24 protein-coding genes and 1 tRNA gene are annotated in these 26,116 nt (G+C 67.7%); 15 read left to right on the plus strand and 10 right to left on the minus strand.

Features of this window, described 5'->3' with window-relative positions:
* Window positions 1–29: 29 nt before the first annotated feature.
* From ACSJJU_RS02475 to ACSJJU_RS02485, 3 genes are all read right to left on the minus strand, one after another.
* Window positions 30–2,084 (minus strand): ThiF family adenylyltransferase, encoded by a 2,055-nt coding sequence (locus tag ACSJJU_RS02475; RefSeq protein ID WP_435913579.1) that lies wholly within the window; start codon window positions 2,082–2,084, stop codon window positions 30–32.
* A complete protein-coding gene (locus ACSJJU_RS02480) occupies window positions 2,071–2,883 on the minus strand; it encodes a PEP-CTERM/exosortase system-associated acyltransferase (RefSeq protein WP_435913580.1) in 813 nt (270 codons plus the stop codon). Before ACSJJU_RS02480 ends, ACSJJU_RS02475 begins: the two co-directional genes overlap by 14 nt.
* Window positions 2,884–3,142: 259 nt before the next feature.
* Window positions 3,143–4,210, minus strand: coding sequence for a nicotinate-nucleotide--dimethylbenzimidazole phosphoribosyltransferase (locus ACSJJU_RS02485; protein ID WP_435913581.1), 1,068 nt, complete (start codon window positions 4,208–4,210; stop codon window positions 3,143–3,145).
* A 247-nt stretch (window positions 4,211–4,457) separates the two neighbouring features.
* Between ACSJJU_RS02485 and ACSJJU_RS02490 the strand changes: the two genes are divergently transcribed.
* The 8 genes from ACSJJU_RS02490 (at window position 4,458) to ACSJJU_RS02525 (ending at window position 12,179) form a co-directional block, all read left to right on the plus strand.
* The gene (locus ACSJJU_RS02490; RefSeq protein ID WP_435914364.1) at window positions 4,458–4,628 is read left to right on the plus strand and encodes a DUF1289 domain-containing protein; all 171 of its coding nucleotides are present in this window, start codon (window positions 4,458–4,460) and stop codon (window positions 4,626–4,628) included.
* A complete protein-coding gene (locus tag ACSJJU_RS02495) occupies window positions 4,625–6,058 on the plus strand; it encodes a mannose-1-phosphate guanylyltransferase/mannose-6-phosphate isomerase (protein WP_435913582.1) in 1,434 nt (477 codons plus the stop codon). Before ACSJJU_RS02490 ends, ACSJJU_RS02495 begins: the two co-directional genes overlap by 4 nt.
* 192 nt (window positions 6,059–6,250) lie before the next feature.
* The gene (wecB, locus tag ACSJJU_RS02500) at window positions 6,251–7,528 is read left to right on the plus strand and encodes a non-hydrolyzing UDP-N-acetylglucosamine 2-epimerase (protein ID WP_435913583.1); all 1,278 of its coding nucleotides are present in this window, start codon (window positions 6,251–6,253) and stop codon (window positions 7,526–7,528) included.
* Window positions 7,524–7,616: transfer RNA gene (locus ACSJJU_RS02505), tRNA-Ser, on the plus strand. The genes wecB and ACSJJU_RS02505 overlap by 5 nt, the downstream gene beginning before the upstream one ends.
* A 407-nt stretch (window positions 7,617–8,023) precedes the next feature.
* Window positions 8,024–8,413: a succinate dehydrogenase, cytochrome b556 subunit gene (sdhC, locus tag ACSJJU_RS02510; RefSeq protein WP_435913584.1), complete on the plus strand. Its 390-nt coding sequence runs from the start codon at window positions 8,024–8,026 to the stop codon at window positions 8,411–8,413.
* A gap of 10 nt (window positions 8,414–8,423) precedes the next feature.
* Window positions 8,424–8,798, plus strand: coding sequence for a succinate dehydrogenase, hydrophobic membrane anchor protein (gene sdhD, locus ACSJJU_RS02515; protein WP_435913585.1), 375 nt, complete (start codon window positions 8,424–8,426; stop codon window positions 8,796–8,798).
* 2 nt (window positions 8,799–8,800) lie between these two features.
* Complete coding sequence (sdhA, locus tag ACSJJU_RS02520) at window positions 8,801–10,588, plus strand: succinate dehydrogenase flavoprotein subunit (protein ID WP_435913586.1); 1,788 nt, start codon at window positions 8,801–8,803, stop codon at window positions 10,586–10,588.
* Window positions 10,589–10,748: 160 nt separating this feature from the next.
* Window positions 10,749–12,179 (plus strand): aldehyde dehydrogenase family protein, encoded by a 1,431-nt coding sequence (locus ACSJJU_RS02525; RefSeq protein WP_435913587.1) that lies wholly within the window; start codon window positions 10,749–10,751, stop codon window positions 12,177–12,179.
* A 262-nt stretch (window positions 12,180–12,441) separates the two neighbouring features.
* On the opposite strand, the gene ACSJJU_RS02530 is transcribed toward ACSJJU_RS02525, so the two are convergent.
* The gene (locus tag ACSJJU_RS02530; RefSeq protein WP_435913588.1) at window positions 12,442–12,828 is read right to left on the minus strand and encodes a response regulator; all 387 of its coding nucleotides are present in this window, start codon (window positions 12,826–12,828) and stop codon (window positions 12,442–12,444) included.
* A gap of 216 nt (window positions 12,829–13,044) precedes the next feature.
* Here ACSJJU_RS02530 and ACSJJU_RS02535 point away from each other — a divergent pair, with 216 nt between their 5' ends.
* From ACSJJU_RS02535 to ACSJJU_RS02545, 3 genes are all read left to right on the plus strand, one after another.
* Window positions 13,045–14,025: a bifunctional riboflavin kinase/FAD synthetase gene (locus ACSJJU_RS02535; protein ID WP_435913590.1), complete on the plus strand. Its 981-nt coding sequence runs from the start codon at window positions 13,045–13,047 to the stop codon at window positions 14,023–14,025.
* Between the two features lie 109 nt (window positions 14,026–14,134).
* A complete protein-coding gene (gene bioB, locus ACSJJU_RS02540) occupies window positions 14,135–15,097 on the plus strand; it encodes a biotin synthase BioB (RefSeq protein WP_435913591.1) in 963 nt (320 codons plus the stop codon).
* A gap of 98 nt (window positions 15,098–15,195) precedes the next feature.
* Window positions 15,196–15,858: a spermidine synthase gene (locus ACSJJU_RS02545; RefSeq protein ID WP_435913592.1), complete on the plus strand. Its 663-nt coding sequence runs from the start codon at window positions 15,196–15,198 to the stop codon at window positions 15,856–15,858.
* 168 nt (window positions 15,859–16,026) lie between these two features.
* Here ACSJJU_RS02545 and ACSJJU_RS02550 read toward each other — a convergent pair whose 3' ends face one another.
* Entirely contained in the window at window positions 16,027–16,695 is a 669-nt protein-coding gene (locus ACSJJU_RS02550) for a cation transporter (RefSeq protein ID WP_435913593.1), read from the minus strand.
* A gap of 84 nt (window positions 16,696–16,779) precedes the next feature.
* Here ACSJJU_RS02550 and ACSJJU_RS02555 point away from each other — a divergent pair, with 84 nt between their 5' ends.
* The 4 genes from ACSJJU_RS02555 (at window position 16,780) to ACSJJU_RS02570 (ending at window position 21,524) form a co-directional block, all read left to right on the plus strand.
* Entirely contained in the window at window positions 16,780–17,208 is a 429-nt protein-coding gene (locus ACSJJU_RS02555) for a MerR family transcriptional regulator (RefSeq protein ID WP_435913594.1), read from the plus strand.
* A 476-nt stretch (window positions 17,209–17,684) separates the two neighbouring features.
* Window positions 17,685–20,537: an isoleucine--tRNA ligase gene (ileS, locus tag ACSJJU_RS02560; RefSeq protein WP_435913595.1), complete on the plus strand. Its 2,853-nt coding sequence runs from the start codon at window positions 17,685–17,687 to the stop codon at window positions 20,535–20,537.
* Entirely contained in the window at window positions 20,527–21,087 is a 561-nt protein-coding gene (lspA, locus tag ACSJJU_RS02565; RefSeq protein WP_435913596.1) for a signal peptidase II, read from the plus strand. Before ileS ends, lspA begins: the two co-directional genes overlap by 11 nt.
* Window positions 21,084–21,524 carry a DUF3035 domain-containing protein gene (locus ACSJJU_RS02570; protein WP_435913597.1) on the plus strand — a complete coding sequence of 147 codons (441 nt, stop codon included), beginning with the start codon at window positions 21,084–21,086 and terminating at the stop codon, window positions 21,522–21,524. The genes lspA and ACSJJU_RS02570 overlap by 4 nt, the downstream gene beginning before the upstream one ends.
* 202 nt (window positions 21,525–21,726) lie before the next feature.
* On the opposite strand, the gene ACSJJU_RS02575 is transcribed toward ACSJJU_RS02570, so the two are convergent.
* The 5 genes from ACSJJU_RS02575 to hflK form a co-directional block, all read right to left on the minus strand.
* Entirely contained in the window at window positions 21,727–22,251 is a 525-nt protein-coding gene (locus ACSJJU_RS02575) for an N-acetyltransferase family protein (protein WP_435913598.1), read from the minus strand.
* A gap of 84 nt (window positions 22,252–22,335) precedes the next feature.
* Window positions 22,336–23,880, minus strand: coding sequence for a DegQ family serine endoprotease (locus tag ACSJJU_RS02580; RefSeq protein WP_435913599.1), 1,545 nt, complete (start codon window positions 23,878–23,880; stop codon window positions 22,336–22,338).
* Between the two features lie 64 nt (window positions 23,881–23,944).
* A complete protein-coding gene (locus ACSJJU_RS02585; RefSeq protein ID WP_435913600.1) occupies window positions 23,945–24,145 on the minus strand; it encodes a DUF2065 domain-containing protein in 201 nt (66 codons plus the stop codon).
* A 99-nt stretch (window positions 24,146–24,244) separates the two neighbouring features.
* The gene (gene hflC / locus ACSJJU_RS02590) at window positions 24,245–25,042 is read right to left on the minus strand and encodes a protease modulator HflC (protein ID WP_435913601.1); all 798 of its coding nucleotides are present in this window, start codon (window positions 25,040–25,042) and stop codon (window positions 24,245–24,247) included.
* An 18-nt stretch (window positions 25,043–25,060) separates the two neighbouring features.
* Entirely contained in the window at window positions 25,061–26,107 is a 1,047-nt protein-coding gene (gene hflK, locus ACSJJU_RS02595; protein ID WP_435913602.1) for a protease modulator HflK, read from the minus strand.
* Window positions 26,108–26,116 lie beyond the last annotated feature (9 nt).

Raw genomic sequence — 26,116 nt, forward strand, 5'->3', positions numbered from 1 at the left:
ATTAGTTCAAATGACTAAAAATATATAGGTCAGAGTCGCGCGTCCGGCTGCGTTTTCAGATCGGTGAGCAGCTTGCGGATCGACCGCGGCGCATCCGCCCTGGCCCTGGAGACGCCGAGACGCGCCTGAAACACCACATCGAGCGGGTCGATCCCCGTGACCCTGGCATAGTCCTCGGCGACCCTTGCGGCCGCCGGGCGCAGCGCCGGCTCCAGTCCGCGCCCCGGGTCTTCCTCCCGCCCCTGGGCCGAACAGAACACCGCCGCCAGCGACGGCTGGAACGACAGACCCCGGCGGTTGGCCTCGATCCAGAAGCGCAGCAGCCGCTCGCCGACCCGCAGCCGCTCCTCCGGCGTCCGGGGGTCGCCCGACGCGCCGGTCCGCCGAATCACCGCAAAGCCGCCGCTGCACACGGAGGGGATGACATCCATCTCCAGCCCCGCATAGAGCCCCGCCCCCAGCGATGCGGAGAGCTTCATCCGCTCCCAGTCCGCCAGCACGAACTTCATCACCCGCTGGCCGAGGCGGTCCATGCCGAGCGCGCCGGCCGGCATGCCGGTGCGGCTGAACCGGTGGGTCCAGTCGATGACCTGCTGATGCACTGCGTGGCAGCGCTGCGAGCGCAGGCGGATGGCGGTTGCCCGCGCGTTGACCCAGGACAGCCGCCAGCGCTCGCCGAGCGATTCGATCCAGTGAACCGAGAGGCCCGGCCCCAGCGCCGCCTCCAGCGCCGCCTTGTCGGCCATGGTGAGCGGCTTCATGCGGTACGCGCCGCGATCGACCGTCCGGGCCTTCAGGTAGTAGGCGAGCGGGTCAACCGGCACCCCCGCCGCCGGGTCGAAGGTCACATCCAGCACCGGCCGCTCCGGGGTGCCCGCCAGCTGCCAGTCCATCCCCCAGCCGTGGATGCTGGCCGCCAGCCGCAGCGCCTGAAGCAGCATGCCGTGGGACAGCCACAGGGGTTCGGAGTTGCGGTAGGAGTAGGGGTTCTCCCGCTCCAGATCCACATGCACCCGCACGCGGGTCTCGCCCAATTCCTCGAACCGCCAGGGCTGGCTGTTGTCCGGGCTCGGCGCCCAGCGGGCGGCTTCCAGAATGCGGGTGAGCACGGGCGTGCCCGGCTCCAGCTCCACCTCGCGCGGACGTGCGCCCCGGGAGAAGGAGCTGGCGATCCAGGCGACGAACGCCGTCTTCAGCTTCTGGATGGGGCCGTTGTTGCCCCAGCGCAGCTTGCGGACGAGGAACCGGCCCAGATAGGGATCGAAATGATGGTAGTGGGGCGCGGCGCGCACCGGCCCCCGGCCGATCATCAGCTTCACCGCCTCGCAGGCGGCAACGCCCGCGCAGATCATGCAGGCGATGGCGGTGGAGGGTCCCTTCTTGTTGGGCATGTCCACCCGCGAGCCGTCCTTCAGGTAGCGCAGGTGGAGGAGCGAGGGCGTCAGCCCCATCAGGAAGTTGACGTACTGCTGCTGCTCCGTCTTGCCCTCGAAGCGGAAATAGTCCTCGACGCTCATGCCGTCGGGCGTGAAGACGATGTAGCCGCTGCCGAAGCCCAGCGGACCGGCGGTGATGCAGGGGATGCCCTTCTGCCGGGCCCGGGCGAACAGCTTGCGGCGGATGTCCAGCACGAAGAAGTCGAGGCCGTCGATGTAGACATCCACGCCGTCGAGGAAGGCGTCGAGGTTGGCCTCGTTCACCCCTTCCCCGAAGATCTTCACGTCCAGCTCCGGGTTGATCTCCTTCGCCATGGCGACGACGGAGTCCACCTTCGGCTGGCCAAGCGTGTGCTGGAAGGCCCCGATCTGGCGATTGAAGTTGCCCAGCTCGAACCGGTCCATGTCCGAGACGTGGAACCGGCCGACGCCAAGGCGGGCGAGCGTGAGCATGTGCACCCCGCCAACCCCGCCCATGCCGGCGATGGCCACCCGTTTCTCCCTGAGCCGGGCCTGCTCGAGATCGGACAGCCAGCCGATGTTGCGGGAGAAGGCGAGATCGTAGTCAAACCATGGAGCAGACAGCCCGGGCTCCCCCGGCGGCGCCGCATGGGCGTTTGCGTCGATGCCGTCCTCAGGCCGCGGCATGGTGCCCGTGAACTTGCAGACGTCCATTGGCGGTGATGACCGCATGGACTTCGGGGAAGTCCCGCTCCACGCCATCGACCAGCTGCTTGATCGGGGCAAAGACCGGCTGGCGCGGTCCATGGAATTCCACCAGCGGCCCCACCGCCTCGAAATGCAGGCCCAGCATCCGCAACATGCGCAGCAGGGCCGGGTCGATGATGGCGCACAGGTGGGTCAGGTCGGTCTCGAGCGAGATCTCGAGGATCGACGTCATCAGCCCCAGCGTCATGTGGGGCAGGATGCGCCGCGGATCGCCGCCGCCCGCGCGCGGGTCGTGCACGGCGGCATAGAGGCCGTCGTTCTGTCGCTTGCGGAAGCCTGCATGGATGGAGAAGCGCGAAATCTCGCCGGTTCCGCCCCGGGGCAGGATCCGCTCCGGCAGATTGTCCAGCTCGGGCGCGGCGAGCCGGGCGGGCAGAGCGCACCCCTTCGCGTCGGCGATCGGGCGCACCACGCGCACCGTGCCGGCCGGCAGGTTCAGGGGCCGGTAGAACAGCACGCTCTGCACGGCGTGGGTGTCATGTTCGTCCCGCTCCAGGCCGTCCGGGTGCTCTTCCTTGGGCAGGAAGCCCGTTTCCTCGCAATAGACTTCGTAGCGCAGGCGATGCGCCGCGGCGATGTCCTCGGGGGTTCGCGCGATGCGGTAATAGAAGAAATGGTTGTACGTCTCGGCAAGGCCAGGCGCCCTGCCAGACCGATTGGGGGCCTTCTGCGCTGGCTGGCTCTCTACGCCATGATTGGGGCTCGAATACTGTGCCATCTACTCGCGGATCCCTCATATCACGGTGCGCCATCAATCCATGTGACCCGCCGCAACTTCACTGCAAAGGCCGGCAAGATGCACAGACAGCATGAACGCACGATTACGAGGCCATTGCTCCGTCGAAACCTGCCCCGCGAGGCACGTCCAACCCCAACAGAATTAGACCAAGTTCATTAATAAACCACTTCCGGCCGTTCTCCCCTCGCCTCCTTGTTCTGGATCCGTGTTTTTGCCGGAGAACGCCGGGAATCGGCCCTTACGCGCCATCCCCCGGGCCGTCGCCGCCCGCCGCATCGTTCAACAGGTGTTCCATCTGGGCGATCGTTGCCCCGCCCGCGTGAATGTCACATGCCGTTCGGAGAATCTGGGACGCCATCAAAGCCGCAAGCCCGTCGCCCTTTTCAATCCCCAGGTCCATCAAAGGTTCCGCGCCCAGGGCCTCGATCAGGCGGTCGTGCGCCGCCGAGCCATCCCGCGCCGCCACGAGGCAATGATCGGCAAGGCCCGGCCGCACACGGGCCAGCAGGGCCGCCGCCACCGCCGCCTCGTATCCGTCGAGCACAACCGCCACCCGCTGGGTCCGCGCCGCCAGGATGGCACCGGCCAGCGCCGCCAGTTCCCGGTTGCCGATGTGATGCAGGATTCGCAGCGGATCGTCCGTGGTCCAGGCGGGGCCGTTGGCAACCGCCTCCACCTGACGCAGCGCCTGGGCATAGGGGGCCGACAGCGCCCCCGTCTGGCCCGCCAGCCAGTCGGACGGCTTGCCGCCGAACAGGGCGAGCGCCACACATGCCGCCGCCTCCCGCGTGCCGACGCCGAACGCGCCAAGGCAGAGCACGTCCGCCTGGCTCATCACCGCCTCCATGCCGAAGGCCATGGCCGCCACGCATTCCCGGTCGCTCATCGCCAGGCCTTCCGCCGGATTGGGCGCCGGCCGCTCCACCGCCAGGTCGAACACCTTGAGGCCGGCCCCCATGCTCGCCGCCAGCGGGCTGGGCGTCGCCCCGCCGGCCGAGAGCAGCAGGATGCGCTTGCGCACCTCGTCCTCGGCGCGGGTCGCCTGCGCCTCGCCCAGCCAGCGCTGCGCGCCCGCGAACAGGCACAGCTCCACACGCGCCGCCGAGGGCTCGCGCCCCTGCCACCCCGCCAGCCACACCGGCAGCGCCGACAGCCTGCCCCGCTCCGCCGGTGCGAAATACAGCGCCTTCTGGTGCGCTTCGGCCGCGGCGGCCGCCGCCTCGTCCCGGTCGGGCGCCTGGGCTGCGACGGCACGGATGTCATCCAGCGGCAGGCCGCTCAGTTCAGGCACGGGAGGAAGGGTCATGGCACGCTACCTTTTTGGCTTCGTTGACGGCTTGGCAATGTGTGACCAAATAGACTGATGGCCGGTTGGCGGCCTGTCAGCGCCCTGGTCAGCACTGTCTCCAGAGTGACCAGGCATTGATCGCTCGCCGCTTCATTGAGGATTGCGTGCGCCTGTGCAAGACCCCTGTCGTCCCATACGGCCGCAAACGGCCCTGTCGAAGGCCTCCGTCGCCGGGGCGGGCGAGGACGATGTGGCGTCCCCCTGCATGCGCGTCTGCAAGCTGGATGCGGCCGGCCTGCGTTGTCTCGGGTGCGGCCGCACGTTAGAGGAAATCAGCCGCTGGTCCGCCATGACGGCGCAGGAGCGCAGAGCCGTTGTGGCAAGGCTGGCCGCCCGTCATGGTCCGGGCGCATCCACGGAAGGGAAGTCGATATGACCACCGACAAGACGATCTGGCCCGTCATCCTCTCCGGCGGCTCGGGCACGCGGCTGTGGCCACTGTCCCGCTCCCTGTATCCGAAGCAGCTGCTGCCGCTGGTCGATTCCCGCACCATGCTTCAGGCGACGGTCCGCCGGGTCATGGACGGGGCGCGGTACCGCGCGCCCCTGCTGGTGGCCAACGAGGAGCACCGCTTCATCATCGCTGAGCAGCTGCGCCAGTGCGGCTGCGCGCCCGAGGCCATCATCCTCGAGCCGGAGGGGCGCAACACTGCCCCGGCCATTGCCCTTGCCGCCCGCTTCGCGCTGGAGCGCGACCCGGAGGCGCTTCTGCTCGTGATGCCGTCCGACCATCTGATCCGCGACGAAGCCGCCTTCGCCGCGGCGGTCGAGGCCGCGGCGGTGGCCGCCGGAGAGCGGCACGCGCTGCTCACCTTCGGCATCCGCCCCGACCGGCCTGAGACGGGCTACGGCTACATCTGCTGCGGCGCGCCGCTGGAGGGGCACAACGACGTGCATGCGGTGGACCGCTTCGTCGAGAAGCCGGACCTGAAAACCGCCGAGACCTACGTGGCCGACGGCAACTATGTGTGGAACAGCGGCATCTTCCTGTTCCGCGCCGCCGACTATCTGGACGAGCTGGCCACCCATGAGCCGGAGATGGCCGAGGCCGCCGGCGCGGCCATGGACAAGGGGGTCTGGGACAGCCTGTTCTTCCGCCCCGACAAGGAAACCTTCCGCCGCTGCCCCGCGAACTCGGTGGACTATGCGGTGATGGAGCGCACCCGCCGCGCCGCCGTGGTGCCGGTAGACATGGGCTGGTCGGACGTGGGCTCGTGGACCGCGCTCTGGGAAGTGAGCCCCAAGGACGGCAACGGCAACGCCGTGCACGGCGATGTGCTGATCGAGGAGGCCAGCAACTGCTACGCCCGCACCAACGGGCCGGCAGTGGCGCTGGCCGGGGTGGAGAATCTCATCGTGGTGGCAACGCCCGATGCGGTGCTCGTCACCTCCCGCGAGCGGTCGCAGGACGTGAAGAAGATCGTCGACCGCCTCAAGGCGGACGGCCGGGAGGAGCACATGGTTCACACCGTGGTGCACCGGCCGTGGGGCACCTACCAGACCACCGACCGGGGCGAGCGGTTCCAGACCAAGCGCATCGTGGTGAAACCGGGCGAGAAGCTGTCCCTGCAAAAGCACCACCATCGCGCCGAGCACTGGATCGTGGTGCAGGGCACGGCCCGCGTCACCTGCGGCGAGAAGGTGATCGACCTGCACGAGAACGAGTCCACCTTCATTCCCATCGGCGTGACCCACCGGCTGGAAAATCCGGGCAAGATCCCGCTGCACATCATCGAGGTGCAGTCCGGCTCCTATCTGGGTGAGGACGACATCGTCCGCTTCGAGGACACCTATGGGCGCGGCTGACACGCCGCCATGGCCCTTTTTATGGCGGGCGCGGCTGACACGCCGCCGCCCTCTGTCCCCTTCGGCAACGAGCCATATTCGACTACGAGATTGTTCCAAACCCGGTCCGATTGCCCGATAGTCCCCGACGGCGGCCTGTTCTGTTGCACCTGCGGCCTATGACCCGAGCAACAACCGTTGGGAACGCCCCTCATGAATCGTGCAAAGAACGACCGCGCGGCGATGCACCGTGCGGCAATGAAATCCGCGTCAGGAGACCATGCGTCATCCCCCCGCCTGTGCCTGATCGCCGGCACCCGGCCCGAGTTCATCAAGCTGGCCCCGGTGCTGCATGCGCTCCGGCAGCGGCCCGAGACGCGGAACTGGCCGGTCCGCTTCATCGCCACAGGCCAGCACCCTGACCTGACCGGCCAGATGTGCCGGGAGCTGGACATCATGCCGGATGACGTGCTCTCCCTTCCGGCCGTCCCCCTCTCCGCGACCGACGAAGGTCTGGGCGCGCGCCTCGCTGCCCTTCTGTCGGCGCTCGCCCCCCAGGTGGAGGCCCATGCGGACATCGTGGTGGTGCAGGGCGACACCCACTCCGCGCTGGCCGGAGCCATGGCGGGCAGCTACGCCCGCCGCCCGGTGATGCATGTGGAGGCGGGGCTGCGCACCGGCCTGCGCCACGCCCCCTTCCCCGAGGAGTTGAACCGCTGCCAGATCGCAACCCACGCCACGGTGCATTTTGCGCCCACGCCGCTGGCCGTGCGCAATCTCCTGACCGAATCGATCAACCCCGATTCGATCTTCTGCGTCGGCAACACGGTGATCGACGCCATCGCCCGGTTCCACCCCCGCGCGCTGCGCCCGGTGTGGCCCCGTCCCCACATCCTCGCCACCTGCCACCGGCGCGAGAACTGGGACGGCGGGCTCGCCGCCCTGTGCTCCGCCCTTGCCGCCTGTGCCAGGCTGTCGGACACGCACGACATTCTGTTCCTCGCGCATCCCAATCCCGCCCTGCTGTCGCAGGTGCGGGCCATCCTCGGCGATCAGCCGCGCATCTATCTGCTCCCGCCCCAGCCGTATCGGTGCCTCCTGTCCCTGCTGGATGGGGCCGCCGCCGTCGTCACGGATTCCGGCGGCTTGCAGGAGGAAGCCTCCATGCTGGGCGTGCCGGTGGTGCTCTGCCGGGAGGCGACCGAACGGCCGGAGATCCTCTCTCACGGCGGCTGGCTGGCCGGCTGCGATCCGGCGGCCTTGCTCCGGGCGATCCGCCAGGCGCTGGGCGCGCCCCGGCCGCCAGCGGGCCGGTCCCCCTTCGGTGACGGAAAGGCCGCCGACCGCATTGTCACGGCGCTGGTGCGGTTCTGGGCCGGGCAGCGGCCCTACCTCAAACCTGATGAATTATTTGATCCCAATCGCCCTTCCGATGCAGATGCGCCGTTGAACAACCGAAAAGCCTTCGCTATAGGGGCTGGCACAAGGTGACGTGGCCGAGCGGCTGAAGGCGGCGGTTTGCTAAACCGTTATACGGGGATAACCCGTATCGAGGGTTCGAATCCCTCCGTCACCGCCATCTCCCCGAGCGATCCTCCCGGTATTACCCGATATTATGAGCCGTTCACGGCTTGCCGACCCGGTCCGCCGAGGCGACGCGGTGCAGGGTGCGCGCCCCCCTGCCGTCCTTCCCTCACTTCCCTTCCGGCGGTGCGGCCTTCCGCCGTTTCAGCCCCCGGCTGCCGAACCCTGTCCCGTCGACTCGCGTTCCGGGCACAGCGGCGACTCGTTGCCGGCAACGCGAATCGGCCCGGCGAGCGACGCGCCGTGGCGGCGGAGAGGCAGCCCGAGTTCATGCCTGTTTGGGCCATGGGATTGCAGTTTCCCTGCCCAAATGACGGGGTATCGTCATTTCAACCTTCCATCCGCGCAGCATGATGACTAAAGCGATGTCACAAATGGGCAGTCTGATTGGGCGATAATAACATGGCAGCAAACCGCGCACGGCCGCTTTCACCTCATCTCCAGGTCTACCGCTGGCGGGCCAACATGCTGGTCTCGATCCTGCATCGCGCCACCGGCATCGGCCTCTCCATCGTTGGAGCGGGCATCCTTCTCTGGTGGCTTCTCGCCGCCGCGAGCGGGGAGGAAGCCTACGGCAAGTTCCTCGAGCTTGCCCTTCATCCGTTCGGGCTCTTCGTGCTGTTCGGCCTGACCGCCGTGTTCTTCCAGCACTTCTTCTCCGGTCTGCGTCACCTGTACATGGACACCGGCGCGGGCTACGAGCCGGCGCGCAGCCGCCGGATGGCCGCCCTGACCATCGTGGGCACCGTGGTGCTGACCCTGGCCGTCTGGGCCATCATCATTTTCGCGTAAGGAGACGGACATGCGTACGGAACTCGGCAAGGTCCGCGGCCTTGGCGCCGCCAAGTCCGGCAGCGCCCGCTGGTGGATGGAGCGCGTTACCTCGGTGGCGCTGATCCCGCTGTCGGTGTGGCTTCTGGCCTCTCTGGTGTCGGGCGTCGCCTCGTCGCACGCCGTTCTGACGGAGTGGATCGCCAACCCGCTGGTGGCCGTTCTCCTGATCCTGTTCGTTGCCGTTGCCTTCTACCACGCGGCCATGGGCCTCAAGGTCGTGGTGGAGGACTATGTGCATGAGCACGGCAACAAGATCGCCAGCCTGCTGATCATCGACTTTCTCGCCATTGTCGGCGCGCTCGCCGGCATCGTCGCTGTACTCAAGATCGCGTTCGGAGCCTGAACATGCCTGAGGCCTACAAGATTATCGACCATGTCTATGACGCCGTCGTCGTGGGCGCTGGCGGCTCGGGCCTGCGCGCGACCATGGGTCTGGCGGAAGCGGGCCTGAGGACCGCCTGCATCACCAAGGTGTTCCCCACCCGCAGCCACACCGTGGCGGCGCAGGGCGGCATCGCCGCCTCGCTGGGCAACATGGGGCCGGACCACTGGACCTGGCACATGTACGACACCGTGAAGGGGTCGGACTGGCTGGGCGACCAGGACGCCATCGAATACCTCTGCCGCGAAGCCCCGAATGCGGTGTACGAGCTGGAGCACTACGGCGTTCCGTTCAGCCGCACCGAGGAAGGCAAGATCTACCAGCGCGCCTTCGGCGGCATGACCCAGAACATGGGCCAGGGCCCGGCGGCGCAGCGCACCTGCGCGGCGGCGGACCGCACCGGCCACGCCATGCTGCACGCGCTGTACCAGCAGAGCCTGAAGTACGAATCCGACTTCTACATCGAGTACTTCGCCCTTGACCTCATCATGGTCAACGGCGAGTGCCGCGGCGTCATCGCCATGTGCATGGAAGACGGCACCATCCACCGCTTCCGCTCGCACGCCGTGGTTCTGGCCACCGGCGGCTACGGCCGCTGCTACTTCTCGGCCACCTCGGCCCACACCTGCACCGGCGACGGCGGCGGCATGGTGGTGCGCGCCGGCCTGCCGCTGCAGGATCTGGAGTTCGTGCAGTTCCACCCGACCGGCATCTACGGCGCGGGCGTGCTCATCACCGAGGGCGCGCGCGGCGAAGGCGGCTACCTCACCAACTCCAAGGGCGAGCGCTTCATGGAGCGCTACGCGCCGTCGGCCAAGGACCTGGCCTCGCGCGACGTGGTCTCCCGCTCCATGGCCATGGAAATCCGTGAGGGCCGTGGCGTCGGCAAGGAAGGCGACCACATCTACCTGCACCTCAACCACATCGCGCCGGAGATTCTGGCCGAGCGGCTGCCGGGCATCACCGAAACCGCGAAGATCTTCGCGGGTGTGGACCTGCACAAGGAGCCGATCCCGGTGGTGCCGACCGTCCACTACAACATGGGCGGCATCCCGACCAACTATCACGGCGAGGTCGTCACCCTGAAGGACGGCAACCCGGATACGGTCGTCCCCGGCCTGTTCGCGGTGGGTGAAGCGGCCTGCGTGTCGGTGCACGGCGCGAACCGCCTCGGCTCCAACTCGCTGATCGACCTGGTGGTGTTCGGCCGCGCCGCAGCCAAGCGCGTGGCCGAGATCGTGAAGCCGGGCACGCCGCACCATCCGCTGCCGTCGGATTCGGCGGACCTCGCCCTCGGCCGCCTGGACAAGTTCCGCCACGCCAAGGGCGGCACGCCGACCGCCAAGCTGCGCCTTGCCATGCAGAAGACGATGCAGGCCAACTGCGCCGTGTTCCGCACGGACGAGATCCTGCAGGAAGGCATCCAGAAGATCGGCGACGTCTATCAGGGCATGAGCGACATCGGCATCACCGACCGCTCGCTGGTGTGGAACACCGACCTGATCGAGACCCTGGAGCTGGACAACATGATGCCCCAGGCGATCATCACCATGCATTCGGCCGCCAACCGCAAGGAAAGCCGCGGCGCGCACATGCACGAGGACTACCCGAACCGCGACGACGAGAACTGGATGAAGCACACCATTGCCTGGTTCGACAACGGCAAGGTGAACATCGACTATCGTCCGGTCCACACCTACACCCTCACCGAGGAGGTGGAGTACATCAAGCCGAAGGCCCGCGTGTACTGATCCTCCCGGAGCAGACCCAACTCAGACCGGAACGGGCGCCCTCGCGGCGCCCGTTTCGTTTTGAGCCCCTGTTCCCGTCCCCGCCAACCGACTATGACTCGGGGTGTCAGCGCGGCAGACACGACAGACAGAGCCCGCGCAGGAGGGGAGAGGATACACCATGCAGAACGCCACCCGGTTCTACATCAACGGCGCGTGGGTCGAGCCCGAAGGGACGCAGCGCCTTGACGTCATCAATCCCGCCACCGAGCAGCCCATCGGCCAGATCGCGCTCGGCACCGAGGCGGACGTGAACAAGGCCGTGGCCGCCGCCCAGGCCGCCTTCCCCGCCTGGGAAGCCACCAGCCGCGAGGAACGGCTCGCCCTGTTCGATCGAATCATCGAGGTCTACAAGACCCGGCTCAACGACATCGCCGAGACCATCTGCGACGAAATGGGCGCGCCCCTCTGGCTGGCGCAGCGGGCGCAGGCCGCCATCGGGCTGGTGCATCTGACGACCGCTCGCCAGACCCTCGCGGACTTCGCCTTCGAAGAGCAGCTTGGCACCACCCATGTCTTCCGCGAGCCCATCGGCGTTGTCGCCATGATCACGCCCTGGAACTGGCCGATCAACCAGATCGCCGCCAAGGTGGCCCCGGCGCTCGCCGCCGGCTGCACCATGGTGCTGAAACCCTCCGAGATCGCGCCGCTCAACGCCATCCTGTTCGCCGAGGTGCTGCACGAGGCGGGCGTGCCCGCCGGCGTGTTCAATCTGGTCAACGGCGACGGGCCGACCGTGGGCGCCGCCCTCTCCCGCCACCCGGACGTGGCGATGGTCTCCTTCACCGGCTCCACCCGCGCCGGTATCGAGGTGGCGAAGAACGCGGCGGACACGGTGAAGCGCGTGGCCCAGGAGCTGGGCGGCAAGTCCCCCAACATCATCCTGGACGATGCGAACCTGGAGAAGGCGGTGACAGCGGGTTTCCGCAGCGTGTGCGTCAACGCGGGCCAGTCCTGCAACGCCCCCACCCGCATGCTCCTGCCCCGCGCCCGCTACGAGGAGGCGGTCGCCATCGCGAAGGCCGCCGCCGAGAAGGTGGTCGTCGGCAACCCGCGCGAGGCGAACGTCACCTACGGGCCGGTCGCCAGCGAGGCGCAGTGGAACAAGATCCAGCGGCTGATCGAGACCGCCCTCAAGGAAGGCGCGCGGCTAGTCACCGGCGGCCCGGGCAAGCCGGAGGGGCTGAACGTGGGCTACTATGTGCGCCCCACCATCTTCGCTGACGTCACCAACGACATGACCATCGCCCGCGAGGAAGTGTTCGGCCCGGTGCTCGTGCTCATTCCCTATGAGACCGAGGAGGAGGCCATCCGCATCGCCAACGACACGCCCTACGGCCTCTCCGCCTACGTCACCTCCGCCGATCTGGATCGCGCCCGCCGCGTCGCGGCCCGCCTGCGCGCGGGCAACGTGCATCTCAACGGCGCCGAGATCGACCCGCGCGCCCCGTTCGGGGGCTACAAGCAGTCCGGCAACGGGCGCGAGTTCGGCGTCCACGGCCTGCTGGAGTTCCTCGAAACCAAGGCCGTGCTGGGCTACGCCGCCGCCTGAGGCGGGGGTTTTCCCGGCGATTTTCTTATCGCAGGAGGGACTTGGTCCCTCCTGCACCTCCCGTTCCTTGTCGGGACGCACCCGGTCGTTCTGGCGCATCCCTTTCAAAAAAGAAGGGGGATCGCCAAGGGGGGCCGAGACCCCCTTGGCAGACAATCTTGAAAACCGCGCACAAACGCCAAAAGGCCGCCGGAATGGGCGGCCGTGGCTGTTCTGACGGGCTCTCCCGCCGGACGGTCCCGGCGGGTGCTGCCGCTTCGGCTTAGAATTCGCCGAGGACCGAGACGAGCTTCTGCTTCAGCGTCTGGGCGTTGAAGGGCTTCACGATGTAGTTGTTCACACCGGCCTTTTTCGCGGCGATCACGTTGTCGGTCTTCGATTCGGCCGTCACCATGATGAACGGCGTCGTCTTCAGCTCGGCGTCGGCACGCACTTCCTTGAGCAGCTCGTAGCCGGTCATCGGCTCCATGTTCCAGTCGGAGATCACCAGACCGTACTTCTTCCGACGCATCTTCGAGAGCGCCATCGAGCCGTCCGTCGCTTCGTCGATGTTCTCGAAACCGATCTGTTTCAACAGGTTATGGACGATTCGCAGCATCGTCTTGTAGTCGTCCACGATCAGAATCGGCATGGAGAGGTCGACAGCCATGTTGTTACCCGCAGCTAAATTATTACCACCCCGGGGAATCAGCCCTTGGTCCCCCGCGTGAAGGGCAAATTACGGAGCTGTCCTAAATTTTCGGTTAAGCAGATCGTTTACGCAGATCGTCTGGCCCGGCCCCTTCCTGAACCTGATACCGCTGCATTAAGGGCTTGGCGGGATGGCCGCAGGGCCCTATAGACGCGACAAAATGGAAGCCGTCGCATGGAACTGATTACTGGGCAGCAGCCATTGCCGGACCATCTGGCGGGCGGCGTCGCGGCCCTTGGCAACTTTGATGGATTTCATCCCGGCCATCAGGCCGTCGTCCGGCAGGCCAGCGCGCTTGCAGCGGAGCGCGGCGGGCCGCTTCTGGTCATCACCTTCGATCCCCATCCGGCCCGGTTCTTCCGTCCGGACCAGCCGCCGTTCCAGCTGACCTCCATTGCCGAGCGCGCGCGGCTGATGGCGGCGTTCGGGGTTGACGCCCTCGTGGTGCTCACCTTCGACCCGCCGCTGGCCGCCCTGTCGCCCGAGGACTTCTTCCGGCAGGTTCTGGTGGAGCGGCTGCGCCTCAAGGGCGTGGTCTCCGGCTATGACTTCACCTTCGGCAAGGGCCGCAGCGGCACGACCGAAACCCTGCAACGCCTGGCCGACAGCCACGGCATGGCCAGCGCCATCGTGGAGCCCGTGTGCGTGGAGGGCGACGAGGCGGTCTCCTCCACCCTCATCCGCAGCAAGCTGGCGGAGGGCGACGTGACCGCCGCCGCGCGCCTGCTCGGGCGCTGGTGGGGCATCGAGGGCACGGTGGAAGGGGGCGACCAGCGCGGCCGCACCATCGGCTTTCCCACGGCGAACGTCAGCCTCGGCGACTATGCCCGCCCGCGCTACGGCGTTTATGCGGTGCGCGTGACCCTTCCCGGCGGCCAGGTGGCCGAGGGCGTGGCCAACATCGGCATCCGTCCCACCTTCACCCCACCGCGCGAGCTGCTGGAAGTCCATCTGTTCGATTTCTCGGGCGATCTCTACGGCGCCGATGTGCGGGTGGAGCTGATCGAGTTCATCCGCCCCGAGATGAAGTTCGACGGACTGGACGCCCTCAGGCGGCAGATCGGCAGCGACAGCGCCTCGGCGCTCAAGATCCTGCGCCAGCCGGCCTATGCTCCCGGCCGCTTCAAGGCGCCCCGGTCCGCCGCCAGGGCGTGAGGACGGACATCCATTCCGTTCTAGCTCATTTGCACATTGCGGCGTTGACCGCGTCCCGGCCCGCCGCTACCGCTGTGCCAGCATGTGACCCGAGCAAGGAATGACCCTGATGACCGATGCCGCCATCCGCAACGACTGGACCCGCGAGGAAATCCACGCCCTGTTCGACCGGCCGTTCCTTGATCTCGTGTACGAGGCCCAGACCATTCACCGCCAGTATCACGCGCCGAACACGGTGCAGCTCTCCCAGCTGCTCTCCATCAAGACGGGCGGCTGCGCCGAGGACTGCGCCTACTGCCCGCAATCGGCCAAGTACGCCAAGGAAACCGGCCTCAAGGCCGAAAAGCTGATGGACGTGGAGAAGGTGCTGGAGCAGGCCCGCGCCGCCAAGGAAGCGGGCGCCTCCCGCTTCTGCATGGGCGCCGCCTGGACCCGCCCGAAGGACCGGGACATCGACGCCATCGCCCGGATGATCGAGGGCGTGAAGGAGCTGGGGCTCGAAGCCTGCGTGACCCTCGGCATGCTGGAGGCCCACCAGGCCAAGAAGCTGAAGGACGCGGGGCTCGACTACTACAACCACAACATCGACACCTCGCCCGAGCACTACAAGGAGATCATCACCACCCGCTCGTTCGACGAGCGTCTGGAGACGCTGGCCCACGTGCGCGAGGCGGGCATCAACGTGTGCTCGGGCGGCATCGTCGGCATGGGCGAGACCCGCGAGGACCGCGTCGGCATGCTCCATGCCCTCGCCACCCTGCCGGAGCACCCACAGTCCGTGCCCATCAACCGGCTGGTGCAGGTGAAGGGCACGCCGCTCTACGGGCAGGACGAGCTGGAGAGCCTGGAATTCGTGCGCACCATCGCTGTGGCGCGGATTCTCATGCCCAAGTCCGTGGTGCGCCTGTCGGCGGGCCGCGAGACCATGACGGACGAGCTTCAGGCGCTGTGCTTCCTGGCCGGGGCCAGCTCCATCTTCTACGGCGAGAAGCTGCTGACCACCCCCAACCCGGCGGAAAACCGCGACACCGCCCTGCTCCAGAAGCTGGGCATAAAAGCCGCCTGCGCCTGAGCGCAGACGCAGCGCTGAAACAGCGAAGGGAGGCGGCCCATGGCTGCCTCCCGTTTGTTTTACAGGCATCCCCTGCCCCGCGTCACCGGAGACACCCCATGAAGCCCCGCATCCTGCTCGCCACCGCTCCCCTGCCCGACGGTGGCCAGCTTCAGCTGTTCAAGCGCGACACCGAGTTCTCCATCACCCTCGGCAACATCGAGCTGATGAACAGCCGCCTCAGCAAGTCCGAGGAAGCGCTGGCAACGCTGGCGTGCGAGAAGCTGGCGGGTCTGCCCGCGCCGCGCATCCTCATCGGCGGGCTCGGCATGGGCTTCACCCTGCGCGCGGCGCTCCGCACCCTGGGGCCCAGGGCCCGCATCGACGTCGCCGAACTGGTGCCGGAAGTGGTCGCCTGGGCAGGCGGCCCCCTCGCGGACCTCTTCGGCAACAGCCTCTCTGACCCGCGCCTGTCGCTGGCCGTGGCCGACGTGGCCGAGTTCATCCAGCCCGGCGCGGGCTACGACGCCATCCTTCTCGACGTGGACAACGGCCCCGAAGGGCTGGTGCAGGACGCCAACAACGCCCTCTACCAGCGCCGCGGCCTCCTCGACGCCCGCGACGCGCTGAAACCCGGCGGCATTCTGGCCGTGTGGTCGATCACCCCCGACAGCCCCTTCACCAACCGCCTGAAGCGGGCCGGATTTGCCGTGGAGGAACAGGTCATCCGCGCCCACGGCACCCGCCATGTGGTCTGGCTGGCGACGAAGGCGCGGGGATAAGACCAGGATATTGGGAATAAACCTTTATTTTGCAGGGGACTCGGTCCCCTGCACCCCTTTCGTTTTATCGGACCGTGCCTGTGATGACGGATGCGGCCCGACGAACGAAGGGGAGGTGCAGGAGGGTCCGCGACCCTCCTGCAAAAAACCGGAAAGAACTCCGCCCCCCTACGCCGCCGCCAGTTCGGTTCGCGCCGCCTTCACCACCTGCACGGAGGTGGAGAGGAACAGGCACGACATCAGCGCCGCGACGGCGAGGTCGGCCCACTGGGTGCCGGTGAGGGCGACGATGCCCGCAGCGCCGAGCACGGCGAGGTTGCCGATTGCGTCATTGCGGGAGCACAGCCACACCGAGCGCACGTTGGCGTCGCCCTCGCGCCATTTCCACAGGAGGGCGACCGAGCCCAGGTTCACTGCCAGCGCCGCGACGCCGATGACGCCCATGGTCAGCGGCTCGGGCACGCCGACGACAAAGGTGCGGTAGAGCGCCGAGCCCAGGATGTAGGCGGCGATGAGGCCAAGGCTGAACCCTTTGAGCAGGGCCGCCTTCGCCCGCACGGCAGCGGCCATGCCGATGACCGCCAGCGACAGGCCATAGGTCATGGCGTCGCCCGCGAAGTCGAGGCTGTCCGCCTGGAGCGCCAGCGAGCCCGAGGCGATGCCGCCGCCCATTTCGACGAAGAACATGGCGGCGTTCAGCAGAATGACGATCCACAGCACCCGCCGGTAGCGGTGGTCCGTGCCGTCGAATGTGACGGTGCCGCTGGAACAGCCGCAGCAGCCGCCCGAGGCTGCCCCGTGTTGCGCCGCCTGTTGTGTTCCGCACGTCCCTGCCATCGTTTGCTCCCGAGACTCTTTCCCGACTCCTGATGGCTTCCTATGTAGATCCTCTAGTCACTAGAGGAGCAAGAGGCTTTCGCCATGGAATTCACGATCGGCGACCTCTCCCGCGAGACGGGGGTGAAGATACCGACCATCCGCTATTACGAGTCCATCGGCCTCATGCCCGAGCCGCCCCGCACGGCGGGCAACCGGCGGCTGTACGGGCGGGCGCATCTGGAGCGGCTGGGCTTCATCCGGCAGGCGCGGGATCTGGGCTTCTCCATCGAGGCAATCGCCACGCTGATCCAGCTTGCCGGGCACCCGGACAGCCCGTGCGCGGACGTGGACCGGCTGGCGCGGGAGCATCGCGCCGAGATCCGCCGCAAGATCCGCCAGCTGGAAGCGCTGGAGGCGGAGCTGACCCGGCTGATCGGCCACTGCGCCCACGGCACGGTGGCCGAGTGCCAGATCCTCACCGCCCTCAGCCAGCCCCCGGGCGAGCACCGGCACGAGCAAGCCGAGGCATAGGGCATGGGGCCGCCATCCACAGCCGCAGCGCCATTCAGTCAGGGTTCAGGCTCAAATCGTTAATGAGGGGAAACAGCAGGACATACCGGGTCTCTTGCGGACCTCATGCCCTGCCCTCGAACTCTCCAACGGGCGATCCAGTCTCCCGGGATGTACGGTCCAACCTGTCCTATGTGCGGATTGTCTTCCAGTTCCTCCTCCGTTTGAATTTGATCCTCCCCCTGAACCTTGGCGCCGGTAGCCCCACCGGCGTTTTTTTTTGCGCGTTCGGCGCCCGTCTCCCGGCTGCTCCCCCGGGTGGCCCCGCTGGCCATAGCCCTCGACACCTCAGCGGTTCCCCGCTAGAACCGGCCCATGCTTGGGTCCTGGTTCCACGTGCGAATTAGCGGCCCGGCCTCGTGAGTTGCTGCGGGGCCGGGGTCGTTTTGCTTTTTACCCAGAGAACCTGACACCAACTGCCATTTGCCGAGTGCCGCATGACCGCTGACAACAGCCAAGACAACAAGACCGACTATCGCGCCACCGTCTTTCTGCCCAAGACCGACTTCCCCATGAAGGCTGGCCTGGCCGCGCAGGAGCCGAAGTGGCTGGAGCGCTGGGAGAAGCTGGGCCTGTACCAGCGCCTGCGCGAGCAGGCCGCCGGTCGCCCCAAGTTCATCCTGCACGACGGCCCGCCCTATGCGAACGGCGATATTCACATCGGCCACGCGCTCAACAAGATCCTGAAGGACGTGATTGTCCGCGCCCAGCAGATGCAGGGCAAGGACGCGCCCTACGTGCCCGGCTGGGACTGCCACGGCCTGCCCATCGAGTGGAAGATCGAGGAGCAGTACCGCAAGAAGGGCAAGAACAAGGACGAGGTGGACCCGGTCGAATTCCGCAAGGAATGCCGCGCCTTTGCCGCGCACTGGCTGGGCGTGCAGCGCGAGCAGTTCAAGCGGCTCGGCATCGTGGGCGACTGGGAGAACCCCTACACCACCATGGCCTTCGAGGCCGAGGCCACCATCGTCAATGAGCTGCTGAAGTTCGCCATGAACGGCAGCCTCTATCGCGGCTCCAAGCCGGTGATGTGGTCGCCGGTGGAAAAGACGGCGCTGGCCGAGGCGGAAGTGGAATACCACGACCACACCTCGACCATGATCGACGTGGCCTTCCCCGTGGTCTCCAGCCCGCGCGCCGTGCTCCTGAAGGCGCGCCCGGTGATCTGGACAACGACGCCCTGGACGATCCCCGCCAACCGCGCCATCGCCTACGGTCCCGAGCTCGACTATCTGGTCATCGACGTGACCGAGGTGAGCGAGACCGCGAAGGCAAAGGTGGGCGACCGCTTCCTCGTGGCGGAGGCGCTGGCCTCCGAATTCGCCAAGCGCGCCGGAATTCTGGCCTGGAACGTCATCGAGGCGCTGACCGGCGCGCAGCTTGAGGGCACCGTCTGCGCCCATCCGTGGCGCGGCCACCCGGAGGCGGGCGGCCACTACGACTTCGACGTGCCCCTGCTGCCGGGCGACCACGTGACCACCGACGCGGGCACCGGCCTTGTCCACACCGCGCCGAGCCACGGCGAGGAGGACTTCGCCCTCGGCCAGAAGTTCGGCGTCGAGGCGCCGTTCACCGTGGCCGAAGATGGCCGCTACTACGACTACGTGGCCCTCGTCGCGGGCGAGCATGTGTACAAGGCCGCGCCCCGGGTGTGCGGCCTGCTGGAGGAAGCCGGCGCGCTGCTGTCGCAGGGCGACCTGGTGCACAGCTACCCGCACTCCTGGCGCTCCAAGGCCCCGCTCATCTACCGCAACACGCCGCAGTGGTTCGTCAGCCTTGAGAAGACCGGCCTGCGCGCCGCCGCGCTCAAGGCCATCGACGAGACCACCTGGGTGCCGGCGCAGGGCAGGAACCGCATCCGCTCCATGGTCGAGAGCCGCCCGGACTGGGTGCTCTCCCGCCAGCGCGCGTGGGGCGTGCCCATCACCGTGTTTGTGAACAAGAAGACCGGCGAGATCCTCAAGGACAAGGCGGTCAACGCCCGCATCGTCGAGGCGGTGCGCCAGGGCGGCGCGGACGCCTGGTACGTGACCCCGGCGCAGGACTTCCTGGGCGACAAGTACAACGCCGAGGACTTCGAGCAGGCGCGGGACATTCTGGACGTCTGGTTCGATTCGGGCTCGACCCACAGCTTCGTGCTGGAGAGCGGCAAGTGGCCCGCCCTCCAGTGGCCGGCGGACCTCTATCTGGAAGGCTCGGACCAGCATCGCGGCTGGTTCCAGTCCTCGCTGCTGGAGAGCTGCGGCACCCGTGGCCGCGCGCCCTACAACGCGGTGATGACCCACGGCTTCACGCTCGACGCCAAGGGCGAGAAGATGTCCAAGTCCAAGGGCAACGTCATCGACCCGCTGACCATCATCAAGGAAAACGGGGCAGACATCCTGCGCCTGTGGGTGGTCTCCACCGACTATTTCGAGGACGTGCGCATCGGCAAGGAGATCCTCGCCGGTCAGGTGGACGCCTACCGCAAGCTGCGCAACACGCTGCGCTATCTGCTGGGCGCGCTGGACGGCTTCACCGATGCGGAAAAGCTGCCCTACGACCAGATGCCGGAGCTGGAGCGCTGGGTTCTGCACCGGCTCGTCGAGATGGACCAGCACCTGCGCGCCAAGGCCAACGGGTTCGACTTCAACCCTTACTACACGGCGCTGCACAGCTTCTGCATCAACGACCTGTCCTCGTTCTACTTCGACATCCGCAAGGACAGCCTCTACTGCGACGCCAAGGACAGCATCCGCCGCCGCGCCTGCCGCACGGTGATGGACCTGCTGTTCCACTGCCTCACCAAGTGGCTGGCCCCGATCCTCGTCTTCACCGCCGAGGAAGCCTGGCAGGCCCGCTTCCCCTCGGAAGACGGCTCGGTGCATCTGGAGCTGTGGCCCGAGATCCCGGCCGACTGGCGCAACGACGAACTGGCCGCCAAGTGGAAGCGCATCCGCGAGGTGCGCTCGGTGGTCACCGGCGCGCTGGAGATCGACCGGCGGGAGAAGCGCATCGGCGCCAGCCTCGAATCGGCCCCGACGCTCTATGTCACCGAATCGGGCGACGCCCAGCTGCTCGCCACCGTCAACATGGCGGAAATCTGCATCACCTCCGCCCTCACCGTCTCGCTGGACCAGCCGCCCGCCGAGGCGTTTACGCTGGAAGAGGTGGCGGGCGTTGCCGTCAAGACCGCCCGCGCCGAGGGCTGCAAGTGCCAGCGCTGCTGGCAGGTGCTGCCGGAAGTGGGCAAGAGCGCGCGCCAGCCTGACCTGTGCCTGCGCTGCGAAGAGGTGGTGAATGCGGCCTGACCCGGCCTTCTCCGGCTGGCCCCGCCCTTCGGGCGCGGGCGCGCCCTTCGACACGCCGCACCGCGCCCTGGGCTATGCCTGCGCTGTGCTGGTGCTGGTGGCCGATCAGGTGTCCAAGTGGTGGATCCTGGAGGTCTTTCGCCTGCCGGAGAAAGGGTCGGTGCCCGTCATCGAGGGCTTCCTGCACCTGACCATGGTGTGGAACCGGGGCGTCTCCACCGGCCTGTTCACGGCGGAGTCGGAGCTGGGCCGCTGGCTGCTGACGGCGCTCACCGCCGCCATCTCCGTCGGCGTCGCCATCTGGCTGTGGCGGGAGCGCAACCGCTGGCAGGCGGTGGCGCTCGGCGCCATCCTCGGCGGGGCCATCGGCAATATCATCGACCGCACCCGCTTCGGGGCCGTCGCGGATTTCATCGACGTGAAGGGCATCCCCTACTGGAGCTACGTGTTCAACGTGGCGGATGCCGCCATCACCATTGGCGTTGCGATTATCCTGCTTCTCGGCCTAAGAAAGCAGGAACAGAATGACAAAGTGGAGTCGGCTGAATGATCAGCACCCGCACCCTTATCGGGCTTGGCGCCGTGGCCCTGCTGGCCCTCTCCGGCTGTGGCAGCAGGCCGAAGTCGTTTAGCGCCAGCGCCGGGCCGAACGAACTGGCCGTCACCCGGCAGGCGCCGCTGGTCGTGCCGCCGGATTTCAACCTGCGCCCGCCGCGGCCGGGCGAACCCCGCCCGCATGAGGTGGACGCCCAGAGCCAGGCCATCGAGGCGCTGTTCGGCACCGGCGTTCAGCTTCCGCCCAAGTCGGACGGCGAGCAGGCCCTGCTCGACGCCGCCGGCGCGGGCCGCGTGACGCCGGATATCCGCTCCGCCCTGCGCGACGACGGCACCGTGGTCGCCGACAAGGGCGCGTTCCTGAAGGAACTGCTGGACGCCCAGCCGGGCGACCGCCAGCCGGAAATCGCCACCGTCGCCAAGGCCGGCTGAGCCTGACGGCGCAAACGCGTTCAAAAGAAAAGCGGCGCACCAGCGCCGCTTTTTTGTGCCCTTCGGGCTTTGATTTGCAGAGGGACCTGGTCCCTCTGCACTCCCTGCTTTTTTACAGGGCCGTGCGTGTGGTGAAGGGCGCGGCCCGATAATCGAATGGGAGGTGCAGGAGGGACCGAGTCCCTCCTGCAAACAAATCAAATCACTCCACCCCGGCGCCCGCCTCCCACACCAACCGGACGGCGGGGATTTTCCCGCCGTGGGGTGCGTCGTCGAGGAAGTGCTCCACCTCGCGGCCCTGCCAGCGGGCGTAGGCGGCCCGTGCGGGGGTGTTGTCGGCGTAGACGTAGAGGTAGAGCCCCGCCGCGCCGCCGTGCGTCCTGGCCCAGTCTGCGCCCGCCTGGAACAGGGTGCGGCCGACACCCCGCCCCCGGCCTCCGGCGGCGACGTGAAGGTTGTCGATGTAGTGGCCCCAGCGGGGGTCGGCATTGGGGACGATGCGGATGAAGCCGAGGAGGCGGCTGTCGTCCTCCGCCACCAGCACGCCCGACCTGCCCGCTGCCCTGTCGGCGAACTTCTCCGCCCACGCTGCCTGCATGTCGGCGGCCAGCGGGCCGTCCAGATAGGCATCCGGCAGGAGGCCGCGATAGGCGTCCTGCCAGTTGGCGGTGTGGAGCGCCGCCACCGCGTCCCGGTCGGCCGGGGTGGCCATGCGGATCAGGACCATGGGAATACCCCTCTCAAGCAAATCCCCCGCCCGGGCGACCCGGACGGGGGATGATGTCTGCCGACGGCAAGCCCGCCGGGCGTGTTACTTCTTGGCGTCCGACTTGGTCTTTTCCTTCAGCGCCATCATCTTGATGCCGAGGTGGATGACATCCTCGCCGCGCTGGACCAGCAGCACCACCGCGTCGCGGCCGGCGTTGCGGGCGGCTTCCACCAGCGCTGCCGCCTCGGTCGGCGTCGAGACGCGCTTCTGGTTGATGGCGAGCAGCACGTCGCCCGGGCGCAGACCCTTGGCGGCGGCATCGCTGGCCGGGTTGACGCTGGAGATGACGACGCCGGTCACGTCCGCACCGAGGCCGAGGCGCTGGCGCACCTCCGCCGTCAGCGGCTGGAGGCCGAGGCCGAGATGCTGGCTGGTCTTCTCGCCCGGCGCCTGCTCCTGCTTGGGCTGCTGCTCCGGCTGCCCCCCGGTCAGGCCGTCGCCGGTCGGCCGTTCGGCCACGGTCACCTGCAGCGTCATCGGCTTGCCTTCGCGCAGGATCTCCATGGTGGCGGTCGAGCCGATCGGCGTGTCCGACACGATGGACTGCAGCGACTGCTGGCGGGTCACTTCCTTGCCGTTGAACTTGAGGATCACGTCGCCCTGGCGCACGCCCGCCTTGGCGGCCGGGGTGTTGTCCTCCACATTGGCGACGATCGCGCCCTTGGGCTCGTCGAGGCCGAGGCCGGCCGCGATGTCCTCGCTCACCACCTGGATGCGCACGCCCAGCCAGCCGCGCCGGACCTTGCCGAGGGTCCGCAGCTGCTCGATGATCGGCTTGGCCTGATCCGCCGGAATGGCGAAGCCGATGCCGATGTTGCCGCCCGTGGGCGACAGGATGGCCGTGGCAATGCCGATGACCTTGCCGTCGGTGTCGAACATCGGGCCGCCCGAGTTGCCCCGGTTGATGGAGGCGTCCGTCTGGATCAGGCGGTCATACTGGCCGACGCCGATCTCGCGGTGCAGGGCCGAGACGATGCCCGCCGTCACCGTGACGCCGAGGCCGAACGGGTTGCCGATGGCGATCACCCAGTCACCCACGCGGGTCGAGGTGCTGTCGCCCCACTGCACGTAGGGCAGGTTCTTGGCGTCGATCTTGAGCAGGGCGAGGTCGGTTGCCGGGTCGCGGCCCACCACCCGGGCCTCGAAGCGGCGGTCATCGTTGAGGATGACCGTGATCTTGTCCACCACGGTCTGGCCGTCGCGGCCGGTGATCACGTGGTTGTTGGTGACGATGTACCCCTCGGGGTCGATGATGAAGCCGGAGCCCAGCGAGCGGGCCTCGCGGGTGATGGGCTCACCCTGTTCCTCGCCATTGGAGCCCCGCTCTTCCATGAAGCGGCGGAAGAACTCCTCCCACGGCGAGCCGGGCGGCAGGGCGGGCATGCCGGGAAACTGGCGGCCCACCTCGATCTGCTGGGTGGTCGAGATGTTGACCACAGCCGGTTGCAACTTCGCCGCAAGGTCGGCGAAACTTTCGGGAGCCGCGCGCGCCAGGACCGGGGCCGGCACCTGGACAACGCCGAAGGCGGCACTGGCCGCCACGGCGGCAAGCATCGCCGAACGAACGACGGTAAGACGGCTACGCACGGGTCGGTTCTCCTGAGCTGTTTTGTTGTTTTGAGATCGTTATGGTCGCAAGTTTCCGGCCCGATCAAGTCACGCCGCGCGCCAGCCACACGAGAATCAGACCAAAAAGCGCCGCAGCAAGACCAGCCGCGCGCACCACCTGATCCGGTGTGGACAGCACCTGGGAAATCATGCGGCGCATGGCATCGGGAAACAGCGCGTAGGCGGCCCCCTCCAGAATCAGCGCCACGCCAAGAGCGGCAAAGAAATCCACCATATCCACCATGGACGCCCCCTCGCCCATCCTGCCCCGCCGGCGGCTGGTGGGCCGGACAGGGCAGCCGTCCCGCGGCGCGTCCATCTCCCCTGGCTCAGGGCGTTTTCGTTACCGACCCCGCAGTTCCTTCAGGAATTCGCTGTCCGGCGACAGGATGATCGAGGTGTTGTCCCGGTTGGACAGCGCCTGGCGATACGCCTGCATCGACCGGTAGAAGGCGAAGAACTCCGGGTCCTTCCCGAAGCTGTCGGCGTAGATCTTCGCCGCTTCGGCGTCCGCCTCGGCGCGGATGATCTCGGCCTGCTTCGCGCCCTGCGCGCGGATGGCGCGGGCTTCCTGCTGACGCGCCGTGCGCATGCGCTCGAACGCCGAGTTCAGCGGATCGCCGGTCGGCAGGTCGGCGCGCTTGATGCGCACGTCAACGATTTCGGCGCCGAAGCGCTTGGCCTCGCGGTTGACCGAGTTCTGCACCACCTCCATCACCTCGCCGCGCTCGGGCGAGAGCAGCGCGGTGAACGGCTGGCGGCCCAGCTCGTCGCGCAGGCGCGAGGCCAGAATGCCGGAGAGGCGGCGCTTGGCCCCTTCCTCCGAGCCGACCGACCGGTAGGTGGTCAGCGGATCGACAATGCGGAAGCGGGCGAAGGCGTCCACCACCAGGCGGAGCTGATCGGTGGAGAGCACTTCCTGCTGCGGCATGTCGAGGTCGAGAATGCGCTTCTCCAGCAGGATCACGTTTTCGATGAGCGGCACCTTGAAGGCGACACCCGGCTCGCGAACGATGCGCTGGGGCTTGCCCAGACGCAGGACGATCGCCTGCTTGGTCTCGCTCACGGTGAAGACGGAGCTGCTCAGAACGATCAATCCGAGGACCGCCAGCACGATGGCGCTGATGAAGGAACGAGGCATGGGCTATCGGTCTCCGGTTCAGTCAGACGAGGCCGACGAGGCCTGGGCAGCGGGCGCGGCGCGGCGCTTGCGCAGCTCGTTGATCGGCAGGTAGGGCACCACGTTGCCGGTGTTCGAATCGAGGATGACCTTGTCCACGTCGCCCAGCACATCCTCCAGCGTTTCCAGATAGATGCGCTTGCGCGTCACCGCCGGAGCCAGCCGGTACTGTTCGTACACCGCATTGAAGCGGGCCGCTTCGCCCTGCGCCTTCGCCACCAGCTGCTGCCGGTAGGCGTTGGCCTGGTTGATGAAGCTCTGGGCATCCTGCTGGGCGGCGGAGACGTCCTTGAACGCCTGCTCGGCCGCCGCCGGCGGGTCCACCTGACGGAAGAAGACCCCGGTGATCTCAATGCCCGCGTCGTAGCTGTCGAGGATCTCCTGCACCCGGTTCTGCACCCGGAGGGCCACCTGCCCGCGCTGCTCGCCGATGGCGGCATCGAGCGGCGTGTTGGAAATGGCCTCGCGCATGGCCGATTCCGCCACCTCGCGGATGGTCAGCTCCGGGTTGGCCAGGCGGAACAGGAAGTTGGGCGCGTCGCTGATCTTCCAGCGCACCGTGTAGGAGATGTCGACGATGTTCTGGTCGGAGGTGAGCACCAGCGTCTCGGTCGCCCGGTCCGCGCTGCCGATCTCGATGGTGTTTTCCTGCGTCACCTTCGGCTTGGTGACGGTCTCGATCGGCGCGGGCAGCTTGAAGTGCAGGCCCGGATAGGTCTGGCGCACATAGGCGCCGAACCGCTGAACCACGCCCACTTCATCCGCGTTGACCCGGTAGACGGACGAGGTCGCCAGCCAGAGCAGCACCAGGGCGCCAACGGCCAGCCCCACGATGTTGCCGCCCCCGCTGCCGCCGGGCAGGGTCGCGCGCAGGCGCTCCTGCCCCCGCCGGATGAGGTCATCCAGGTTGGGGGGCTGCTGCCCGCCGCCACCAGAGCCGCCTCCCCAGGGATTGCGCGGCCCGCCGCCGGAACCGCCTCCAGACCCCCAGGGGCCGCCGCTACCGCCATTGTTTTGCCAGGGCATCCTATTCCT

This window comes from Pedomonas sp. V897, assembly GCF_051304405.1.
Lineage (GTDB): Bacteria > Pseudomonadota > Alphaproteobacteria > Sphingomonadales > Sphingomonadaceae > Pedomonas.

Excerpts from the sequence above, each read along its gene's own strand:
- ACSJJU_RS02475 (WP_435913579.1), bottom strand. The coding sequence starts at position 2,084 with ATGCCGCGGCCTGAGGACGGCATCGACGCAAACGCCCATGCGGCGCCG.
- ACSJJU_RS02480 (WP_435913580.1), bottom strand. The coding sequence starts at position 2,883 with ATGGCACAGTATTCGAGCCCCAATCATGGCGTAGAGAGCCAGCCAGCG.
- ACSJJU_RS02485 (WP_435913581.1), bottom strand. The coding sequence starts at position 4,210 with ATGACCCTTCCTCCCGTGCCTGAACTGAGCGGCCTGCCGCTGGATGAC.
- ACSJJU_RS02490 (WP_435914364.1), top strand. The coding sequence starts at position 4,458 with ATGCGCGTCTGCAAGCTGGATGCGGCCGGCCTGCGTTGTCTCGGGTGC.
- ACSJJU_RS02495 (WP_435913582.1), top strand. The coding sequence starts at position 4,625 with ATGACCACCGACAAGACGATCTGGCCCGTCATCCTCTCCGGCGGCTCG.
- wecB (WP_435913583.1), top strand. The coding sequence starts at position 6,251 with ATGAATCGTGCAAAGAACGACCGCGCGGCGATGCACCGTGCGGCAATG.
- sdhC (WP_435913584.1), top strand. The coding sequence starts at position 8,024 with ATGGCAGCAAACCGCGCACGGCCGCTTTCACCTCATCTCCAGGTCTAC.
- sdhD (WP_435913585.1), top strand. The coding sequence starts at position 8,424 with ATGCGTACGGAACTCGGCAAGGTCCGCGGCCTTGGCGCCGCCAAGTCC.
- sdhA (WP_435913586.1), top strand. The coding sequence starts at position 8,801 with ATGCCTGAGGCCTACAAGATTATCGACCATGTCTATGACGCCGTCGTC.
- ACSJJU_RS02525 (WP_435913587.1), top strand. The coding sequence starts at position 10,749 with ATGCAGAACGCCACCCGGTTCTACATCAACGGCGCGTGGGTCGAGCCC.
- ACSJJU_RS02530 (WP_435913588.1), bottom strand. The coding sequence starts at position 12,828 with ATGGCTGTCGACCTCTCCATGCCGATTCTGATCGTGGACGACTACAAG.
- ACSJJU_RS02535 (WP_435913590.1), top strand. The coding sequence starts at position 13,045 with ATGGAACTGATTACTGGGCAGCAGCCATTGCCGGACCATCTGGCGGGC.
- bioB (WP_435913591.1), top strand. The coding sequence starts at position 14,135 with ATGACCGATGCCGCCATCCGCAACGACTGGACCCGCGAGGAAATCCAC.
- ACSJJU_RS02545 (WP_435913592.1), top strand. The coding sequence starts at position 15,196 with ATGAAGCCCCGCATCCTGCTCGCCACCGCTCCCCTGCCCGACGGTGGC.
- ACSJJU_RS02550 (WP_435913593.1), bottom strand. The coding sequence starts at position 16,695 with ATGGCAGGGACGTGCGGAACACAACAGGCGGCGCAACACGGGGCAGCC.
- ACSJJU_RS02555 (WP_435913594.1), top strand. The coding sequence starts at position 16,780 with ATGGAATTCACGATCGGCGACCTCTCCCGCGAGACGGGGGTGAAGATA.
- ileS (WP_435913595.1), top strand. The coding sequence starts at position 17,685 with ATGACCGCTGACAACAGCCAAGACAACAAGACCGACTATCGCGCCACC.
- lspA (WP_435913596.1), top strand. The coding sequence starts at position 20,527 with ATGCGGCCTGACCCGGCCTTCTCCGGCTGGCCCCGCCCTTCGGGCGCG.
- ACSJJU_RS02570 (WP_435913597.1), top strand. The coding sequence starts at position 21,084 with ATGATCAGCACCCGCACCCTTATCGGGCTTGGCGCCGTGGCCCTGCTG.
- ACSJJU_RS02575 (WP_435913598.1), bottom strand. The coding sequence starts at position 22,251 with ATGGTCCTGATCCGCATGGCCACCCCGGCCGACCGGGACGCGGTGGCG.
- ACSJJU_RS02585 (WP_435913600.1), bottom strand. The coding sequence starts at position 24,145 with ATGGTGGATATGGTGGATTTCTTTGCCGCTCTTGGCGTGGCGCTGATT.
- hflC (WP_435913601.1), bottom strand. The coding sequence starts at position 25,042 with ATGCCTCGTTCCTTCATCAGCGCCATCGTGCTGGCGGTCCTCGGATTG.
- hflK (WP_435913602.1), bottom strand. The coding sequence starts at position 26,107 with ATGCCCTGGCAAAACAATGGCGGTAGCGGCGGCCCCTGGGGGTCTGGA.